The organism is Sphingomonas rhamnosi (assembly GCF_036663615.1).
In the GTDB taxonomy this organism is placed as follows: Bacteria; Pseudomonadota; Alphaproteobacteria; order Sphingomonadales; family Sphingomonadaceae; genus Sphingomonas.
Window position 1 is genome coordinate 738,536 of the sequence record NZ_JAXOJJ010000001.1, and the last position, 15,887, is coordinate 754,422.

The 15,887-nt window shown below is 66.9% G+C and carries 19 protein-coding genes; 15 read left to right on the plus strand and 4 right to left on the minus strand.

Annotated elements, in window-relative coordinates; genetic code table 11:
• Positions 1-143: 143 nt before the first annotated feature.
• Together U1701_RS03630 and sucC are read right to left on the minus strand one after the other, a co-directional pair.
• Complete coding sequence (locus tag U1701_RS03630; RefSeq protein WP_332781155.1) at positions 144-386, minus strand: hypothetical protein; 243 nt, start codon at positions 384-386, stop codon at positions 144-146.
• A gap of 9 nt (positions 387-395) precedes the next feature.
• Positions 396-1,595, minus strand: a complete 1,200-nt coding sequence (gene sucC / locus U1701_RS03635; RefSeq protein WP_332781156.1) for an ADP-forming succinate--CoA ligase subunit beta — start codon at positions 1,593-1,595, stop codon at positions 396-398.
• 184 nt (positions 1,596-1,779) lie between these two features.
• Here sucC and U1701_RS03640 point away from each other — a divergent pair, with 184 nt between their 5' ends.
• Both U1701_RS03640 and U1701_RS03645 read left to right on the plus strand, forming a co-directional pair.
• Positions 1,780-2,295: a sterol desaturase family protein gene (locus U1701_RS03640; protein WP_332781441.1), complete on the plus strand. Its 516-nt coding sequence runs from the start codon at positions 1,780-1,782 to the stop codon at positions 2,293-2,295.
• 24 nt (positions 2,296-2,319) lie between these two features.
• Complete coding sequence (locus tag U1701_RS03645) at positions 2,320-2,649, plus strand: pilus assembly protein PilZ (RefSeq protein ID WP_332781157.1); 330 nt, start codon at positions 2,320-2,322, stop codon at positions 2,647-2,649.
• Between the two features lie 169 nt (positions 2,650-2,818).
• Here U1701_RS03645 and U1701_RS03650 read toward each other — a convergent pair whose 3' ends face one another.
• On the minus strand, positions 2,819-3,757 hold the full coding sequence (locus U1701_RS03650; RefSeq protein ID WP_332781158.1) for a ribose-phosphate pyrophosphokinase: 939 nt from the start codon (positions 3,755-3,757) through the stop codon (positions 2,819-2,821).
• Between the two features lie 93 nt (positions 3,758-3,850).
• On the opposite strand from U1701_RS03650, the gene U1701_RS03655 reads away from it, so the two are divergent.
• The 9 genes from U1701_RS03655 (at position 3,851) to U1701_RS03695 (ending at position 10,905) form a co-directional block, all read left to right on the plus strand.
• The gene (locus tag U1701_RS03655) at positions 3,851-5,176 is read left to right on the plus strand and encodes a glutamate--tRNA ligase (RefSeq protein ID WP_332781159.1); all 1,326 of its coding nucleotides are present in this window, start codon (positions 3,851-3,853) and stop codon (positions 5,174-5,176) included.
• A gap of 121 nt (positions 5,177-5,297) precedes the next feature.
• Positions 5,298-5,957: an energy transducer TonB gene (locus tag U1701_RS03660; RefSeq protein WP_332781160.1), complete on the plus strand. Its 660-nt coding sequence runs from the start codon at positions 5,298-5,300 to the stop codon at positions 5,955-5,957.
• A 54-nt stretch (positions 5,958-6,011) separates the two neighbouring features.
• A complete protein-coding gene (locus U1701_RS03665; protein ID WP_332781161.1) occupies positions 6,012-6,359 on the plus strand; it encodes a hypothetical protein in 348 nt (115 codons plus the stop codon).
• 20 nt (positions 6,360-6,379) lie between these two features.
• Complete coding sequence (gene ribD, locus U1701_RS03670; protein ID WP_332781162.1) at positions 6,380-7,387, plus strand: bifunctional diaminohydroxyphosphoribosylaminopyrimidine deaminase/5-amino-6-(5-phosphoribosylamino)uracil reductase RibD; 1,008 nt, start codon at positions 6,380-6,382, stop codon at positions 7,385-7,387.
• Positions 7,387-8,010, plus strand: coding sequence for a riboflavin synthase (locus tag U1701_RS03675; protein WP_332781163.1), 624 nt, complete (start codon positions 7,387-7,389; stop codon positions 8,008-8,010). Before ribD ends, U1701_RS03675 begins: the two co-directional genes overlap by 1 nt.
• Positions 7,994-9,127, plus strand: coding sequence for a 3,4-dihydroxy-2-butanone-4-phosphate synthase (ribB, locus tag U1701_RS03680; protein ID WP_332781164.1), 1,134 nt, complete (start codon positions 7,994-7,996; stop codon positions 9,125-9,127). Before U1701_RS03675 ends, ribB begins: the two co-directional genes overlap by 17 nt.
• A complete protein-coding gene (ribH, locus tag U1701_RS03685; RefSeq protein WP_332781165.1) occupies positions 9,127-9,549 on the plus strand; it encodes a 6,7-dimethyl-8-ribityllumazine synthase in 423 nt (140 codons plus the stop codon). The genes ribB and ribH overlap by 1 nt, the downstream gene beginning before the upstream one ends.
• A gap of 73 nt (positions 9,550-9,622) precedes the next feature.
• Entirely contained in the window at positions 9,623-10,195 is a 573-nt protein-coding gene (locus U1701_RS03690; RefSeq protein WP_332781166.1) for a hypothetical protein, read from the plus strand.
• Between the two features lie 77 nt (positions 10,196-10,272).
• Positions 10,273-10,905 carry a methyltransferase domain-containing protein gene (locus U1701_RS03695; RefSeq protein ID WP_332781167.1) on the plus strand — a complete coding sequence of 211 codons (633 nt, stop codon included), beginning with the start codon at positions 10,273-10,275 and terminating at the stop codon, positions 10,903-10,905.
• Positions 10,906-11,050: 145 nt separating this feature from the next.
• Here the strand turns inward: U1701_RS03695 and U1701_RS03700 are convergent, their stop codons facing one another.
• Positions 11,051-12,139 carry an alkene reductase gene (locus U1701_RS03700; protein ID WP_332781168.1) on the minus strand — a complete coding sequence of 363 codons (1,089 nt, stop codon included), beginning with the start codon at positions 12,137-12,139 and terminating at the stop codon, positions 11,051-11,053.
• Between the two features lie 132 nt (positions 12,140-12,271).
• Between U1701_RS03700 and U1701_RS03705 the strand changes: the two genes are divergently transcribed.
• The 4 genes from U1701_RS03705 (at position 12,272) to ssb (ending at position 15,885) form a co-directional block, all read left to right on the plus strand.
• Positions 12,272-12,925, plus strand: coding sequence for a COQ9 family protein (locus U1701_RS03705; protein ID WP_332781169.1), 654 nt, complete (start codon positions 12,272-12,274; stop codon positions 12,923-12,925).
• A gap of 222 nt (positions 12,926-13,147) precedes the next feature.
• Positions 13,148-13,411, plus strand: coding sequence for a FeoA family protein (locus U1701_RS03710; protein ID WP_332781170.1), 264 nt, complete (start codon positions 13,148-13,150; stop codon positions 13,409-13,411).
• A 15-nt stretch (positions 13,412-13,426) separates the two neighbouring features.
• The gene (feoB, locus tag U1701_RS03715) at positions 13,427-15,301 is read left to right on the plus strand and encodes a ferrous iron transporter B (protein ID WP_332781171.1); all 1,875 of its coding nucleotides are present in this window, start codon (positions 13,427-13,429) and stop codon (positions 15,299-15,301) included.
• Between the two features lie 8 nt (positions 15,302-15,309).
• The gene (gene ssb / locus U1701_RS03720) at positions 15,310-15,885 is read left to right on the plus strand and encodes a single-stranded DNA-binding protein (protein ID WP_332781172.1); all 576 of its coding nucleotides are present in this window, start codon (positions 15,310-15,312) and stop codon (positions 15,883-15,885) included.
• The last annotated feature ends 2 nt before the right edge of the window (positions 15,886-15,887 follow it).

Below are 15,887 nucleotides of genomic sequence, written 5' to 3' on the forward strand. Positions count from 1 at the left end.
GGCCGTTTTGCGTCGTTTTCGCAAGTGCGGTACGGTTTTGCGGCCTTGCCGTAGCGTCACCGCGCGGCCGGACTCGCAGGCTCCAAGCCAACAACGAAAAAGGGCCCGGACGTTTCCGTCCGAGCCCCTTTTCGCACGATCCGCTACTCGCTTAGTTCGAGTCGATGCTCGATCCGGTCGAGCCGGCGACTGATGTTGTCTACCGCAATCTGCTGCGCGGCACTTGTCCCTGCCTGATGCGTCAGGTGTTGCATGATCGAGACGCCTGCCCCCTCAAGGCCGGTCAACCGCGCGGTCATCTCGTCCATCCGACGTTCCATGCGCTCCAAGGTAGCCTGGAAGCGCTTCAGATGTTCAAGAATCAGGTTCTCGACAGTCTCGGTCATGCGTTCCCTTTACGCCGCTTTCTGGACCTCCGCGACGATCTTCTTCGCGGCGTCGCCCAGGTCGTTGGCGGGAACGATCGCGAGGCCCGAGTTGGCGAGGATTTCCTTGCCCTTCTCGACGTTGGTGCCTTCCAGACGCACGACCAGCGGCACCGACAGGTTTACTTCCTTCGCCGCGGCGACGATGCCCTCGGCGATGATGTCGCAGCGCATGATGCCGCCGAAGATGTTGACCAGGATGCCCTTCACCGCGGGATCGCTCAGGATGATCTTAAACGCTGCGGTGACCTTCTCCTTGTTGGCGCCGCCGCCGACGTCGAGGAAGTTGGCCGGGAACATGCCGTTGAGCTTGATGATGTCCATCGTCGCCATCGCCAGGCCGGCGCCGTTGACCATGCAGCCGATGTCGCCGTCGAGCTTGATATAGGCGAGGTCGTACTTCGAGGCTTCGAGCTCGGCGGGATCTTCCTCGGTCTCGTCGCGCAGTTCGAGCAGGTCCTTGTGGCGGAACAGCGCGTTGCCGTCGAACGCGACCTTCGCGTCAAGCACCATCAGCTTGCCGTCATCGGTGACCGCGAGCGGGTTGATCTCGATCTGCTCGGCATCGGTGCCCATGAACGCGTCGTACAGCTTCGACGCGGTGTTCGCGGCCTGCTTGGCGAGGTCGCCGGTCAGTTCGAGCGCGGCAGCGACGGCGCGGCCGTGGTGCGGCATGAAGCCGGTCGCCTGGTCGATATCGATGCTGTGGATCCTCTCGGGCGTGTCGTGCGCGACGGCCTCGATGTCCATGCCACCCTCGGTCGACGCGACCATCGACACGCGGCCGGTGGCGCGGTTGACGAGCAGCGCCAGGTAGAATTCCTTGGCGATGTCGACGCCGTCGGTGACGTACAGGCGGTTGACCTGCTTGCCGGCGTCGCCGGTCTGGATCGTCACCAGCGTGTTGCCGAGCATGTCGGTCGCGGCGGCGCGGACCTCGTCCTCGGTCTTGGCGAGGCGGACGCCGCCCTTGGCATCGGGACCCAGCTCGACGAACTTGCCCTTGCCGCGGCCGCCGGCGTGGATCTGCGCCTTGACCACATAGAGCGGCCCGGGGAGCTTCTTGGACGCCTCGACGGCCTCCTCGACGGTCAGTGCGGCGAAGCCCGCGGGCACGGGCACGCCGAACTTGGCCAACAAGTCCTTGGCCTGATATTCATGGATGTTCATCGGGAGGGCTCCACGCATTTGGAAAATCGGGAATTGAGGCGCGTAAAGCACAGGCGACCGTTCAAATCCACCCTTAAGGGTTTTGCGAATGGTTCGCGTTCGCAACAAGGCCATTTTCGCTGTGTGCCGCGGAGCCGTCGGTGATCGGCTTTGCCGCGCGCGTCATCGCCCCTATATGACGGCCATGACGTTCTGGAACGGCCTCCTCCTCTTCCTAGCGACCGTGATCGGCATGGAAGCGTTCGCTTACGCCGCGCATCGTTGGGTGATGCACGGGTTCGGCTGGTTCCTGCATGAGAGCCACCACCGTGCGCGACACGGCAAGTGGGAACTGAACGACCTGTACGCCGCGATTTTCGCGGTGCCGTCGATCGTGCTTCTGCTAGGCGGCGCGCAATTGGGCTGGTGGCCGGGGTTCATCTGGATCGGCGCGGGAATCGCGGCCTATGGCGCGATCTATTTCGGGTTTCACGACGTCATCGTGCACCAGCGGATCCCGACGCGGTACCTGCCCAAGTCACCGTACATGAAGCGGATCGTGCAGGCGCACCGGCTGCATCATGTCGTCGAGACCAAGGAAGGCAGCGTTAGCTTCGGATTCCTGGTCGCGCCCAAGCCCGAGGATTTGAAGGCCGAACTGAAGCGTCGCGCGCGGGGGCGTATCCGCGCACCGGCACAGCGGGCGTTTGTAAAGAAGTAACCCTTTTGCGGCATGTTGCCGGTTATGACCCAGCCCGCCTTTGATTCGTCCGAAGACCCGAGCGGCGAAGAGCTGCGTCAGGCGCTCCGCAAATCGGTCAAGATGCGCGCGCATCTGCGCGATCGCGGGCAGACGCGGTTCGAGATCGAAGTGACCGACCTGTCGCTGTCGGGGTTCCGCGCCGAGACGAGCTTTACGCTGTGGCCGGGAACGGTGGTGTGGCTGACACTACCGGGGCTCGCGGCGCTGGAGGCGGTGGTCGCCTGGCGCGACAAATTCAAATATGGCTGTGCGTTCGCGAAACCGCTGCACCCGGCGGTGTTCGATCATATCGTAGCGCTTTCGCAGCGGTAACGCTGCGCAAGCGCAAGATCGGACGGCGGGGCGGCGTCACGCCGAACCCGGCCGGCGGCGTTGCGGCATCGTCACCCCGGACGTGTTCCGGGGTCCACGGTTCCGCGTATTCGTCCCCTGGGAGTTTGCGGCACGGTGGATGCCGGAACAAGTCCGGCATGACGATTGGTCAGTCAAACAGACTGGAAACGCTTGTCTCGTCCGCGATCCGCTTGATCGCCTCGCCTAGCAGCGGCGCGATCTGCAGATGGCGGATCTTGCCGTGGGCGCCCTTGATGATGTCGTGGTTGCCGATCGAATCGGTGATGACGAGCTCGCGCAGCGCCGACCCCTCGACTCGCGCGACCGCGCCGCCCGACAGCACGCCGTGCGTGACATAGGCGACGACGTCCTCCGCGCCGGCTTCCTTTAGCGCGGCGGCGGCGTTGGCGAGCGTACCCGCCGAATCGACGATGTCGTCGATCAGGATGCAGAAGCGGCCCTCGACATCGCCGATGATGTTCATCACCTCGGATTCGCCGGCGCGTTCGCGGCGCTTGTCGACGATGGCGAGCGGGGCGTTGTCGAGTCGCTTGGCCAATTGCCGCGCGCGGACCACGCCGCCGACGTCGGGCGAGACGACCATCAGATTGCGGCCCTTGAACCGCGCTTGGATGTCCGCCGACATCACCGGTGCGGCGTAGAGATTGTCGGTCGGGATATCGAAAAAGCCCTGGATCTGCCCGGCGTGGAGATCGACCGAGAGCACGCGGTTGGCGCCGGCGACGGTGATCAGGTTGGCGACGAGCTTGGCCGAGATCGGCGTGCGCGGACCCGGTTTCCGGTCCTGCCGGGCATAGCCCATATAGGGGATCACCGCGGTGATCCGCCGGGCCGAAGCGCGGCGCAGCGCGTCGATCATGATCAGCAATTCCATGAGGTTGTCGTTGGCGGGGTAGCCGGTCGACTGGATCACGAAGACGTCCTCGCCGCGGACGTTCTCGTTGATCTCGACGAACACCTCTTCGTCGGCGAAACGCCGCACGCTGACGTCGGTCAGCGGGGTTTCGAGATAGGCGGCGATCTCCTGCGCCAAAGGCAGGTTCGAATTGCCGGTCATCAGTTTCATTGGTGCGCTCCCGCTAACGCGCCGGCCTTAGTCCGCGACTCGGGCGGGTGGAAGAGGTTTGCCGCTGTCGCGCGTGCGACCTAAAGCACGGGGATGACCATCCTCACCCGTTTCGCGCCCTCCCCCACCGGCCGGCTGCACGTCGGCAACATCCGCACCGCGCTCCACAACTGGATGTTCGCGCGCAAACATGGCGGGCAGTTCGTCCTGCGGATCGACGATACCGATGCGGAGCGCAGCGAGGAGCGGTTCGTCGACGCGATCCGCGCCGATCTCGCCTGGCTGGGGATGACGCCGGATGGCGAGGAACGGCAGTCGGCGCGCGGCGATCTGTACGAGGCGCGATTTGCGGACCTGGTGGCCGCGGGGCGGGTGTATCCGGCGTACGAGACCGCACAGGAGCTCGACCTAAAGCGCAAGATCCAACTTGGGCGTGGCCTGCCGCCGATCTACGACCGTGCGGCGTTGGCGTTGTCGGACGCCGACCGCGCGCGGCTGGAGGCGGACGGCGTGCGGCCGCATTGGCGGTTCAAGCTCGATCATGAGGCGCCGATCGCGTGGGACGACCTGATCCGCGGACCGCAGCATTTCGAGGCGCGGACGATGAGCGATCCGGTGGTGCGCCGCGCGGATGGGTCGTGGCTGTACATGCTGCCATCGGCGATCGACGATGCCGAGATGCACGTCAGCCATGTCGTGCGCGGCGAGGATCATGTGTCGAACACCGCGCTCCAGCTGCAGATGTTCGATGCGCTGGGCGCGGCCGCCCCGCAGTTCGCGCACGAGGCGCTGCTGACCGGCGCGGAAGGCAAATTGTCGAAGCGGCTGGGGTCGCTGGGCGTCGATCACTTCCGCGAAGTGGGGATCGAGCCGCAGGCGGTGCGCGCGCTGCTGGCGCGGATCGGGACGAGCGATCCGGTGGAGCCGATCGCCGACGCCGCGCCGCTGATCGCGGGGTTCGACTTCGCGCGGTTCGGGCGCGCGCCGGCGCGGTTCGACGAGACCGAGCTGGCGCAGTTGAACGCGCGAATCCTGCACGGACTGGCTTTCCCCAGCGTCGCCACGCGTCTGCCCGCGGGAATGGGCGAGGCGGAGTGGGCGGCGGTGCGGCCGAACCTGACCGTGCTGGCGGATGCGGCGGACTGGTGGCGGGTGATCGAGGGGCCGGTGCCGGTCGATCCCGAGCTGGACGCGACGTATTTGGACGAAGCCGCCGCCGTCGCCAGCGCGATCGACTGGGCGGGCGACCCCTGGCATGCGTTGACCAGGGGGCTGAAGGAGGCGACCGGGCGCAAGGGCAAGGCCCTGTTCCTGCCGCTGCGCCGCGCGCTGACCGGGCTGGATCATGGTCCGGAGATGGCGGCGCTGTTGCCGTTGATCGGGCGCGAGCGGGCGCTCGCGCGGTTGCTGGCGCGGTAGCGCAACGCCTTCCAATCGCTCGATACTTCCCGCTTGCACACCCTTGACATCGGCGTAACATCACCGTCGGCGGTATCATCGTTGCGCCGCCATCCTCGAGGAGATGCGAAGGAGCGCGAGCATGTACGCAGACAAACGGACGGGGCGATTCAACCCCGGAAGCTTCGCGGTGGCGATGGGCGTCAACGGACTGGTGATCGGGGCGCTGTTCTATGCGGCGCCCGGGATGGTCCCCGCCCTGATCAAAGGCGATCCGCCGCTCGTGACCTACGCGGTCGATCTGCCCAAGCCGGCGCCTCTCGAACCCCAAGCGCTTCCCGAGCCAAGTCCGGCGCCACGATTGCGCGCACCGACCCCGCTGATCGCCGTTCCCACGATCGACCAAGGCGTCACCGTGGATCCGACGCCCTATGTGGCGCCGACGATCGACGGGTCGGTCGGCACGGGCACGGGACTCGTCGCCCTGCCGTTCGATCCGCCGAAACCCGCGCCGGTTCTCGTCCAGCCAGGGATCGACCCGCGCTATGCCGCCGACTTCCAGCCGGCTTATCCCGCCGGCGAACGTCGCGCCGGACAGGAGGGCCGAGTCATCGTCCGCGTGCTGATCGGCGCCGATGGCCGCGTGAAGCAGGTCGAACGCGTCAGCGCGACCAACGACGCCTTCTATCGCGCGACGATGGAACGTGCGCTCGGCAAATGGCGGTTCACGCCCGGCACACGCGATGGCGTTCCGGTCGAGGCCTGGCGGACGATGACGTTGCGGTTCGTTCTGGAGCGCTGAACCCCGGGTGCGCGGGGCTGGTCTGTTCCGCCCCGCGTGCCTATCTTGCCGGTCATGGGATTTTTCAGTCGGTTTTCGCCCATTGCGGCCTATCGGGACCTGCGGCTCTTTCTGAGCCAGCGGCAGCCGCACGAACTGTGGTTCCTGATCGCGGCGCTCGGCGTCACCAGCTTCCTGGTCTATGCGTTCGCCCGGGATTCGGGGGCGGAGCCCGAGTACAAGCGCAACATCGTCTATGTCGAACAATGGTCCGCCGATCGCACCGACGCCGAGATCATCGCGCAGCAGAAGATCGACGCGCCGATCAAGGCCAAGGCGCTCGCCGCGCAGAAGGCGCGCGAAGACGCCGATCGTGCCGCGTGGAAGCGCATGGACGACAAGATGACGGCGATGGGGCTCTGAGCGACGTCGATACAGGATGGATGGGCGTTGCGCTCGCGCTGTCCGAAAGGACACGCGGCGCCAGCGCGCCCAATCCCAATGTCGGGTGCGTGATCGTCCGGGACGGTCGCGTCGTCGGGCGTGGCTGGACGCAGGCGGGCGGGCGTCCGCATGCCGAGGCGGTCGCACTCGCTGAGGCTGGCGCGGAGGCGCGCGGCGCCACGGTGTTCACGACGCTGGAGCCTTGCGCGCATGTCTCCACGCGCGGGCCGGCGTGTTCGGATTTGCTGATCGCGGCGGGAGTCGCGCGAGTCGTGGCGGCGCTGCGCGATCCCGATCCGCGGACTGCGGGGGCGGGGTTCGCGCGACTGGCGGCGGCGGGGATCGCGGTGTCGACAGGTCTGCGGGCGGCGGATGCGCGGCGGTCGCTGGCGGGGTTCCTCACGCGGCGGCGGTACGCGCGGCCGCAGGTAACGCTGAAGCTGGCGACGTCGCTCGACGGGTGCATCGCGATGGCCTCGGGGGAAAGCCGGTGGATCACGGGTCCCGAAGCGCGGGCGCATGCTCATCTCGAGCGCAGCCGGCATGCAGCGATCCTGGTCGGTCGGGGCACGTACGAGGCGGATGCGCCGCGGCTGGATGTGCGGTTGGCGGGGTTGGAAGCCCGGGCGCCGCGACGTGTGATGCTGTCGTCGCGTGGCGTCTCCGCCGCCCAGCCCGCCGCCCCTCGTCACCCCAGCGAAGGCTGGGGTGACGGAGGTTTGGCCGGCTGGACCGTCATCCCCTCTCCCGCCGACATCGCCACGCTCGACGGCGTCGACCACCTGCTCGTCGAGGGCGGCGCGCAGACCGCGGCGGCGTTCCTGGCCGCGGACCTGGTCGACCGGCTGCTGCTGTACCGCGCGCCGATCCTGATCGGCGCGGGCAAGCCGGCGATGGGCGATATCGGCATCGACCTGTCCGCCGCGCACGGGCGCTGGGCGGCGGTGGATGCGCGGCAACTTGGCAGCGACCGACTCGAAGTCTACGAGCGCGCGAGGAGCGACTAATGTTTACCGGAATCGTCAGCGACATCGGCACTATCGCGCGGGTTGAAGCGCGCGGCGACACGCGTATCGTCGTGGATACCGCGTACGATACGACCGGCGTCGACCTGGGCGCGTCGATCGCCTGTTCGGGCGTGTGCCTGACCGTCGTCGATAAGGGCCCCAACTGGTTCGCGGTCGACGTGTCGGGCGAGACCATCCGCCGCACCGCGACCGACCAATGGACCGCGGGTCGCAAGCTCAACCTGGAACGCGCGATGAAGCTGGGCGACGAGCTCGGCGGGCATATCGTCACCGGGCATGTCGACGGCGTCGCAAATGTGATCGGCGTCTGCCCCGAGGGCGATTCGCTGCGGATCGGGTTCGAGGTGCCCGCTGCACTCGCACCGTTCCTGGCGCCCAAGGGCTCGATCACCGTCGACGGCGTGTCGCTGACCGTCAACGCGGTGGAGGACCACGGCCCCGATGCTGGCAACGTGACGCATTTTTCGGTCAACATCATTCCGCATACGCAGGGCGCGACCACGCTCGGCGCGCTGGTCGCGGGCCAATCGGTCAATATCGAGATCGACGTGCTGGCGCGCTACCTGCAACGCATGGAGCATTATCGTGCAAAAGCCGGCTGAACTCGCGCGTCTGCGCCACGCCTTCCTGTCGTCGCCCGAAGAGATCATCGACGAGGCCAAGAACGGCCGGATGTTCATCCTGGTCGACGACGAGGATCGCGAGAATGAGGGCGACCTGGTCATCCCCGCGCAGATGGCGACGCCCGATGCGATCAACTTCATGGCCAAATACGGCCGCGGGCTGATCTGCCTCGCGCTGACCAAGCCGCGCGTCGACGAACTCGGGCTCGACCTGATGAGCCGACACAACGGCACGCGGCACGAAACCGCGTTCACCGTATCGATCGAGGCGCGCGACGGGGTGACGACGGGCATCTCGGCGGCCGACCGCGCGCGGACGATCGCGGTGGCGATCGACGCGAGCAAGGGCACCGATGAGATCGTCACGCCCGGCCACGTCTTCCCGCTGGTGGCACGCGAGGGCGGCGTGCTGGTGCGCGCCGGCCATACCGAGGCGGCGGTCGACGTGTCGCGGCTTGCCGGGCTCAACCCGTCGGGCGTGATCTGCGAGATCATGAACGAGGACGGCACGATGGCGCGGATGGACGACCTCGTGCAATTTGCGCAGTTCCACAACGTCAAGATCGGCACGATCCGCGACCTGATCGCCTATCGCCGCCGCCACGACCATCTGGTCCAGAAGCGTAGCGAGGCGAAGTTCGCGAGCCGATGGGGCGGCGACTGGACCGCGCTGACCTTCTGGAACAAGGCGACCGGCACCGAGCAGGTCGCGCTGGTCAAGGGCAAGGTCGACCCCGACAAGCCCACGCTGGTACGGATGCACGCGCTGTCGGCGTTCGCCGACATCTTCGGCGAGACCGGTCCGCGCGCGCAGCTGCTGGCGCGGTCGATGCAGATGATCGCGGACGAGGGCGCAGGCGTTATCGTCGTCATCAACACCCCGCGCAGCGACGTGTTCGCCACCGCGGTGCGGCACAGAGCCGGCGAGACGATCGCCGACATGGATGAGCTGCGCGACTACGGCGTCGGCGCGATGATCCTGACCGAGCTCGGCGTGCACGACATGATCCTGCTCACCAACACGCATCACACGCTGGTGGCGCTCGACGGTTACGGCCTGTCGATCGTCGGCGAGCGTCGAATCGAGGACCTCTGATGGCGCATATCCTGATCGTCGAAGCGCGCTTCTACGACCATCTGAACGACCTGCTGGTCCAAGGCGCGAAGGCCGCGATCGAGGCGGCGGGCCATACGCACGAGACGATCACGGTGCCCGGCGCGCTTGAAGTACCGGGCGCGATCGCTTTGGCCGCAGAGAGCGGGGGTTATGACGCGTTCGTCGGCTTGGGCGTCGTGATCCGCGGCGAGACCTATCATTTCGAAATCGTCGCGGGCGAGAGCGCGCGCGGGATCATGATGCTGACGATGGAAGGGCTGTGCATCGGCAACGGCATCCTGACGACCGAGAACGAGGCGCAGGCGTTGACACGGGCGCGGCCGACCGAGGGCGACAAGGGCGGCGGCGCGGCGCAGGCGGCGCTCGCGATGCTGGCGCTCAGGGAGCGGTTTTCGGAGTAGGAGGGGTGACGTCCAATCTCTGACATGTTGGCATGCCATGACCCGCGGATGACATGCATCGAGCGGAGGTGGCATGAAGCTATGGGTAATAGGCGCCCTCGCGGCGATGACGACGGCACCAGCCGCCGCACAGGTGGGCACAGTTCCTGATCCTACGGCTGCGGAACGACGGCGTAGCGTCGAAACCGGCCTCTGCGTCGTTCGCGAGGATTGGAATCTTGCCGCTCGGATGTTGCGCGCTGGTGCGAATACTGGGGTGCAGAACCGCTTCATGGTGCTCATAAGGAAGTGCGCTTCGCCAGGCAAAATGCTTTTTCCCAACGTTGTCATGGGCGCCGCTGCCGAATCGATCATGACCGAACGGGGTTTCAGCATCGACGCGCTCGGCACCGCTAAACCGATGCCGAAGGCGTTCCTGGATAATCCGACGAATCGTCTTTTCGCGTGTGCGATCACTGCAGCACCGGCCGCGCTGAAAACAATGCTTCGTACCCGCGTAGGAGCGCCGGAGGAACCGGAGGCGATCCAAGACTTCCGTCTCGCCTTGGAGAAATGCGACGCTGTCCGGGGACGCGCCATCACGGCGATAAACATTCGCGCGTCAGCGGCGAGAGCGGCCTTCGTTATGGTGGATCACGCACGATAGCGGGCCGCAGAAGCGATTCTTTCGAAAGCGGCGGCGTCCCGTACAGGAGCCAGTAGCGGCCCGTTCGAAATCCATTTATGCTGGCCGTGGAGAAGCACATGGTCGGCGGCCCCAACGGTTCGGTGCTCGACGTCTATCAGCGTCACGGTGCCGCTTGGGCCAGGCAGCGCAGCGATCGCCTGGTGGAATGTCGGTGGCTCGACTGTTTCTGCACCTTGTTGCCCGCTGGGGCGGCGATCCTCGACATCGGCTGCGGATGCGGCGTTCCGATCGCGCGCGAGTTGGTCCGGCGGGGCTTCGACGTCACGGGGATCGATGGCGCACCGGCGATGGTCGCGCTGTTCGAACGGAATTTGCCGGGCGTTTCGGTGCAGTGCGCGGATATGCGGGAGCTCGATCTCCATCGGCGGTTCGCCGGGTTGATCGCCTGGGACAGCCTGTTTCACCTCTCGCCCCGGGATCAACGGAGCATGTTCCCGCGCTTCCAGGCGCATGCCGCACCGGGCGCGGCGCTGATGTTCACCAGTGGGACGGCCGAGGGCGATTCGATCGGCGAACTGGAAGGCGAGCCGCTTTACCACGCCAGCCTGGATACCAGGGAGTATCGGGGTCTGCTGGAGGCGGCGGGCTTTGTCGTCGTCGCGCATATCGTCGAAGACGCGGACTGTGGTCGTCACACCATCTGGCTGGCGCAGAAAGGGCGGGAGTGAACGGTATGCGGGCATGGCGCGCGAGACGTCGCGCATGCGTCGTCAGCCCCGCCGTTCCCCCGCGCAGGCGGGGGTCCAGACGTCGCGAACGATGCGTCCGTGGCCCCTGGACCCGGCTTTCGCGGGAGAACGGTTGGTTTGGGGTTTAGGCCGTCGCGGTTTCCAGCGCCGGATAGTCGATATAGCCCTCGGGCCCCTGGCTGTACCAAGTCTGCATAACGTCCTTCGCGAGCGGCGCGTCGGTGCGCAGGCGCTCGGGCAGATCGGGGTTGGCGATGAAGGTGCGGCCGAACGAGATCGCGTCCGCGACACCCGAATCGATCGCGGCCTGCGCCTCCTCGACGGTCTTGTAGTCCGAGTTCAGCACGAGCGGGCCGGTAAAGACCTCACGGATCTGCGGGCTGATCTTGGGGACCTCGGTGCGACCGAAGGTGCCGTCGGGGCCGGGCTCGCGCAGTTCGAGGAAGCCGATGCCGATCTCCGACAGCGCCTTGGCAGCAGCGGTGAACAGCGGAACCGGGTTGCTGTCGTCCACCCCTTGCGAGTCGCCGTTGGGCGACAGGCGGATCGAGGTGCGGTCGGCGCCGATGACGCTCGCGACGCGCTCGGTCACTTCGCGCATCAGGCGGATGCGGTTCTCGATCGACCCGCCATAGCGGTCGTCGCGGAAGTTGGCGTTGTCGCGCAGGAACTGGTCGATCAGATAGCCGTTCGCGCCGTGCACCTGGACGCCGTCGAAGCCGGCGGCCTTGGCGTTCTTCGCCGCGAGTTCGTAATCGGCAAGCAGCCGCGGGATCTCGTCGATGTCGAGCGGGCGCGCGGTCTCGAAGTCCTTCTTGCCCTCATAGGTATGCGCCTGGCCCGCGGTCGCGGTGGCGGAGGACGAGACCGGCTGGCCGCCGATCGCCGACGAATGGACCTGGCGACCCATGTGCCACAGCTGGACGACGATCCGGCCGCCGGCGGCATGGACCGAATCGGTCACGGGCTTCCATGCTGCGACCTGTTCGTCGGTCCACAGACCCGGCGCGAACGGCCAGCCGAGGCCTTCGCGGCTGATCCCGGTGGCTTCCGAGATGATCAGGCCGGCGCTGGCGCGCTGCGTGTAATAGTCGACCATCATGTCGGTCGGCACCGCGGCCTTGTCGGCGCGGCCGCGGGTCAGCGGCGCCATGAGGATGCGGTTGGGCGCGTGGATCGCGCCGAGCTGGATCGGATCGAAGAGGTTGGGCATGGGGGCTCCTTAGTGCCTGACGGGCGGAAGATAGGGCGCTAAGGGTCAGGCCGCATCGCCCGCGGGCGGAAAGAATAACTAGGGGCGTTGCGCAGACCGGCTTCGCGCCCATCTGAATGGTCGGGAGACGATATGACCGAAGACCTGACGCTCGACGAGATACGCGACCGACTCGCGACCGGCATCGCCGCCAATGCGGCGTTCGACGGTTGGGGCGATGATGCGCGCGACATGGCCGCCGATGCCGAGGGGATCGACCGCGACGTCGCCGCGCTCGCCTTTCGGGGCGGCGCGGTCGACATGATCGATGCCTGGTTCGCCGCGATCGATGCGACGATGGCGGTCGCGCTGCCCCCCGAGACGCTGGCGACGATGAAGATCCGCACGCGGATCGCGGCGCTCGTCGAGGCGCGGATCGATGCGGTCGCGCCGTACCGCGAATCGCTCAGGCGTGCGCTGGCGATCCTGGCGATGCCGCAGAATGTCGCGCGCGGCGCGAAGCTCGGCTGGCGCAGCGTCGACCATATGTGGCGCGCGGCGGGCGATGTCGCGACCGACTATAATCACTACACCAAGCGGACGATCCTGCTCGGCGTCTACGGCGCGACGATGACCGTGTTGCTCGACGACGACAGCGAGGGCCAGGTCGAGACGCGGGCGTTCCTCAGCCGGCGGATCGACGGGATCATGGCGTTCGAAAAGGCCAAGACGGGGGTCCTCGCGCGCACCACGAATCGGCCGAGCCTGTCGCGGTTCGTCGGACGGTTGCGGTATCCGGTTCGGTGATCGGGATGGGCTAGCACACGCCATTCATCACCCCGGCGGAGGCCGGGGCCCAATTGGGAAGGTCAATGTGATGACGGGCTACCACCGTTACCTCTGTCGCCCAATTGGGCCCCGGCCTTCGCCGGGGTGGTGGATACCAAATGCGACAGGATGTCGATCCTGCGCGCCAAAACCGCACTCGGGGCTTTCCCTTTCCACCCGTTACTGATAATCAGTCGCATCATGGACATCCGCCACAGCCTCGAGACGCTTCCGCATCGCCAGCACGGGGTAGTGGCGGCGATCGATTGGGCCAAACTGGCGGGCCCCGAGGCGCGACGGTTGCGCGAGCTCGGCTTCGACGAGGGTGTCGATGTCGAGGTGCTGCACCGCGCAGGCCTGGGCCGCGGGCCGATCGCATGTCGGATCGGGCGGATGACGGTGGCGCTGCGCCGGGCCGTCGCCGGTGCGATCCACGTCTCGCCAGCGCACGCCCCCGCCGAATAAGGGCCACCCGATAGAATGAACGCCGCACCATTGGTGGCATTGGTCGGCAATCCCAATGCCGGCAAAAGCGCGCTGTTCAACGCGCTGACCGGGGCCCGCCAGAAGGTCGGCAATTATCCCGGAGTCACCGTCGAGCGGAAAGCCGGACGGCTGATGCTCGACGATGGCCGGCCGGTCGAGCTGGTCGACCTGCCCGGCGCGTACAGCCTGGACCCCTCCTCCGCCGACGAGCGCGTGACGCGCGACGTCGTCACCGGCACGCAGGACGGCGAACGCCTGCCCGACGCGCTGGTCGTGGTGGTCGATGCCTCCAACCTCGACAATCATTTGCGATTCGCGCTGCAGCTGATCGCGCTCGGGTTGCCGGTGGTGGTCGCGCTCAACATGGTCGATCTTGCCGAGCGCGACGGGCTGACGCTCGACGCCGCGGTGCTGGCGCGCGAGCTCGGCGTGCCGGTGATCCCGACCGTCGCGGTGCGACGGCGCGGGCTCGACGAACTAAGGGCGCAATTGTCGGGGATCGTCGTCAGCGGACCGATGCGGCTGCGCGCGTCTACGGGGGCGATTCAGGACGATATCGTCGCGCTGCAGCGCCGCGCGCGCGAGATCGCCAACGCGGCGACGGTATCGGAGACGACGGTGCGCCGCTGGACGCACCTGATCGACGGTGTCGCGTTGCATCCGGTGGCGGGGCCGATCCTGTTGCTGCTGATCATGTTCACGATGTTCCAGGCGGTGTTCAGCTGGGCGCAGCCGTTCATGGACCTGATCGACAGCGGCTTCGTCTGGCTGCAGGCGCTGATCGCCAGCGAATTCGCGCCGTCGCTGCTGCGGTCGCTGATCGCCGACGGGGTGATCGCCGGGGTCGGTGCGGTGGTCGTGTTCCTGCCGCAGATCCTGATCCTGTTCCTGTTCATCCTGATGCTCGAGGCGAGCGGCTACATGGTCCGCGCGGCGTTCCTGATGGACCGGGTGATGGCCAGCGTCGGGCTGTCGGGGCGCGCGTTCATCCCGCTGCTGTCGAGCTTTGCCTGCGCGGTGCCGGGAATCATGGCGACGCGGACGATCGACGACGAGAAGGATAGGCTGACCACGATCCTGATCGCACCGCTGATCACCTGCTCGGCGCGGTTGCCGGTCTACACGCTGATCATCGGCGCGTTCATTCCGAACACCCAAATACTGCCGTTCGTCGGGCTGCAGGGCCTGGTGATGCTCGGACTGTATGTCCTGGGCATCGTTGGGGCGTTCGTCGCCGCGCTGTTCCTGCGGCGAACCGTGACCAAGGGCGCGTCGTCGGGCTTCATGATGGAAATGCCCAAATACCAATGGCCGCAGTGGCGCGACGTCGCCATCGGGCTGTGGAGCCGCGCGCAGATCTTTCTCAAGCGCGCCGGCGGGATCATCCTGATCTCGACCGTGATCCTGTGGGTGATGCTGAGCTTCCCCAAGCCGCCACCCGCCGGTCCTGGGGCCAGCAAGGTCTCGCCGGTCGATTATTCGGCGGCGGGGCGGATCGCCAACGGCATCGCGCCGGCGTTCGCGCCGATCGGGTTCAACCGCGACATCGTCCTCGCGCTGATCCCGGCAATGGCGGCGCGCGAGGTCGCGGTGGCGGCGATCGGGACGGTCTATGCGATTGACGATCCCGACAGCAACCAGGGCGGAAAGGCGATGGTCGACAACCTGCGCGGCCGCTGGAGCCTGCCGACCGCACTCGCCTTCCTGATGTGGTTCGTGTTCGCGCCGCAGTGCATTTCGACGATCGCGGTCACCCGCCGCGAGACCAACGGGTGGAAATGGCCGGCGTTCATGGTTGGCTATTTGTTCTGCGCGGCCTACATCATGGCCGGAATCACATATTGGCTGGCGGTGTTCGCCGGCCTCTGAGGGGCATCATGGCAGGCAGCGTCAACAAGGTCATCATCGTCGGCAATCTGGGGCGCGACCCCGAGAGCAAGGCGTTCCAGAACGGCGGCAAGGTCGTCAATTTGCGCATCGCGACGTCGGAGTCCTGGAAGGACAAGATGTCGGGCGAGCGCAAGGAAAAGACCGAATGGCATTCGGTCGCGATCTTCAACGAGGGGCTTGCCAACGTCGCGGAGAAGTATCTGCGCAAGGGGTCCAAGGTGTACATCGAAGGCGCGCTGCAGACGCGCAAATGGCAGGACCAGTCGGGCGCGGATAAATATTCGACCGAAATCGTGCTGCAGGGCTTCAACAGCGTGCTGGTGATGCTCGACGGTCCGGGCGGCGGCCAGGGCGGCGGCGGCGGCGGTGGGTCGCGCGGCGGCGGCGACGACTGGGCCGGCGGTGGCGGCGGCAACGACTTCGGCGGCGGCGCGTCGGGCGGCGGCGGCTATGGTAGCAGCAGCGGCGGTGGTGGCAGCCGCGGCGGTGGCGGTGGCGGTGGTGGTGCACCGGCCTCGCGCGGCGGCTTTTCGGATGATCTCGACGACGACGTGCCGTTCTGATC

What these genes read in the sequence shown, in the direction of transcription:
- U1701_RS03630 (WP_332781155.1), bottom strand. Translation starts at nt 386, where the DNA reads ATGACCGAGACTGTCGAGAACCTGATTCTTGAACATCTGAAGCGCTTC.
- sucC (WP_332781156.1), bottom strand. Translation starts at nt 1,595, where the DNA reads ATGAACATCCATGAATATCAGGCCAAGGACTTGTTGGCCAAGTTCGGC.
- U1701_RS03640 (WP_332781441.1), top strand. Translation starts at nt 1,780, where the DNA reads ATGACGTTCTGGAACGGCCTCCTCCTCTTCCTAGCGACCGTGATCGGC.
- U1701_RS03645 (WP_332781157.1), top strand. Translation starts at nt 2,320, where the DNA reads ATGACCCAGCCCGCCTTTGATTCGTCCGAAGACCCGAGCGGCGAAGAG.
- U1701_RS03650 (WP_332781158.1), bottom strand. Translation starts at nt 3,757, where the DNA reads ATGAAACTGATGACCGGCAATTCGAACCTGCCTTTGGCGCAGGAGATC.
- U1701_RS03655 (WP_332781159.1), top strand. Translation starts at nt 3,851, where the DNA reads ATGACCATCCTCACCCGTTTCGCGCCCTCCCCCACCGGCCGGCTGCAC.
- U1701_RS03660 (WP_332781160.1), top strand. Translation starts at nt 5,298, where the DNA reads ATGTACGCAGACAAACGGACGGGGCGATTCAACCCCGGAAGCTTCGCG.
- U1701_RS03665 (WP_332781161.1), top strand. Translation starts at nt 6,012, where the DNA reads ATGGGATTTTTCAGTCGGTTTTCGCCCATTGCGGCCTATCGGGACCTG.
- ribD (WP_332781162.1), top strand. Translation starts at nt 6,380, where the DNA reads ATGGGCGTTGCGCTCGCGCTGTCCGAAAGGACACGCGGCGCCAGCGCG.
- U1701_RS03675 (WP_332781163.1), top strand. Translation starts at nt 7,387, where the DNA reads ATGTTTACCGGAATCGTCAGCGACATCGGCACTATCGCGCGGGTTGAA.
- ribH (WP_332781165.1), top strand. Translation starts at nt 9,127, where the DNA reads ATGGCGCATATCCTGATCGTCGAAGCGCGCTTCTACGACCATCTGAAC.
- U1701_RS03690 (WP_332781166.1), top strand. Translation starts at nt 9,623, where the DNA reads ATGAAGCTATGGGTAATAGGCGCCCTCGCGGCGATGACGACGGCACCA.
- U1701_RS03695 (WP_332781167.1), top strand. Translation starts at nt 10,273, where the DNA reads ATGCTGGCCGTGGAGAAGCACATGGTCGGCGGCCCCAACGGTTCGGTG.
- U1701_RS03700 (WP_332781168.1), bottom strand. Translation starts at nt 12,139, where the DNA reads ATGCCCAACCTCTTCGATCCGATCCAGCTCGGCGCGATCCACGCGCCC.
- U1701_RS03705 (WP_332781169.1), top strand. Translation starts at nt 12,272, where the DNA reads ATGACCGAAGACCTGACGCTCGACGAGATACGCGACCGACTCGCGACC.
- U1701_RS03710 (WP_332781170.1), top strand. Translation starts at nt 13,148, where the DNA reads ATGGACATCCGCCACAGCCTCGAGACGCTTCCGCATCGCCAGCACGGG.
- feoB (WP_332781171.1), top strand. Translation starts at nt 13,427, where the DNA reads ATGAACGCCGCACCATTGGTGGCATTGGTCGGCAATCCCAATGCCGGC.
- ssb (WP_332781172.1), top strand. Translation starts at nt 15,310, where the DNA reads ATGGCAGGCAGCGTCAACAAGGTCATCATCGTCGGCAATCTGGGGCGC.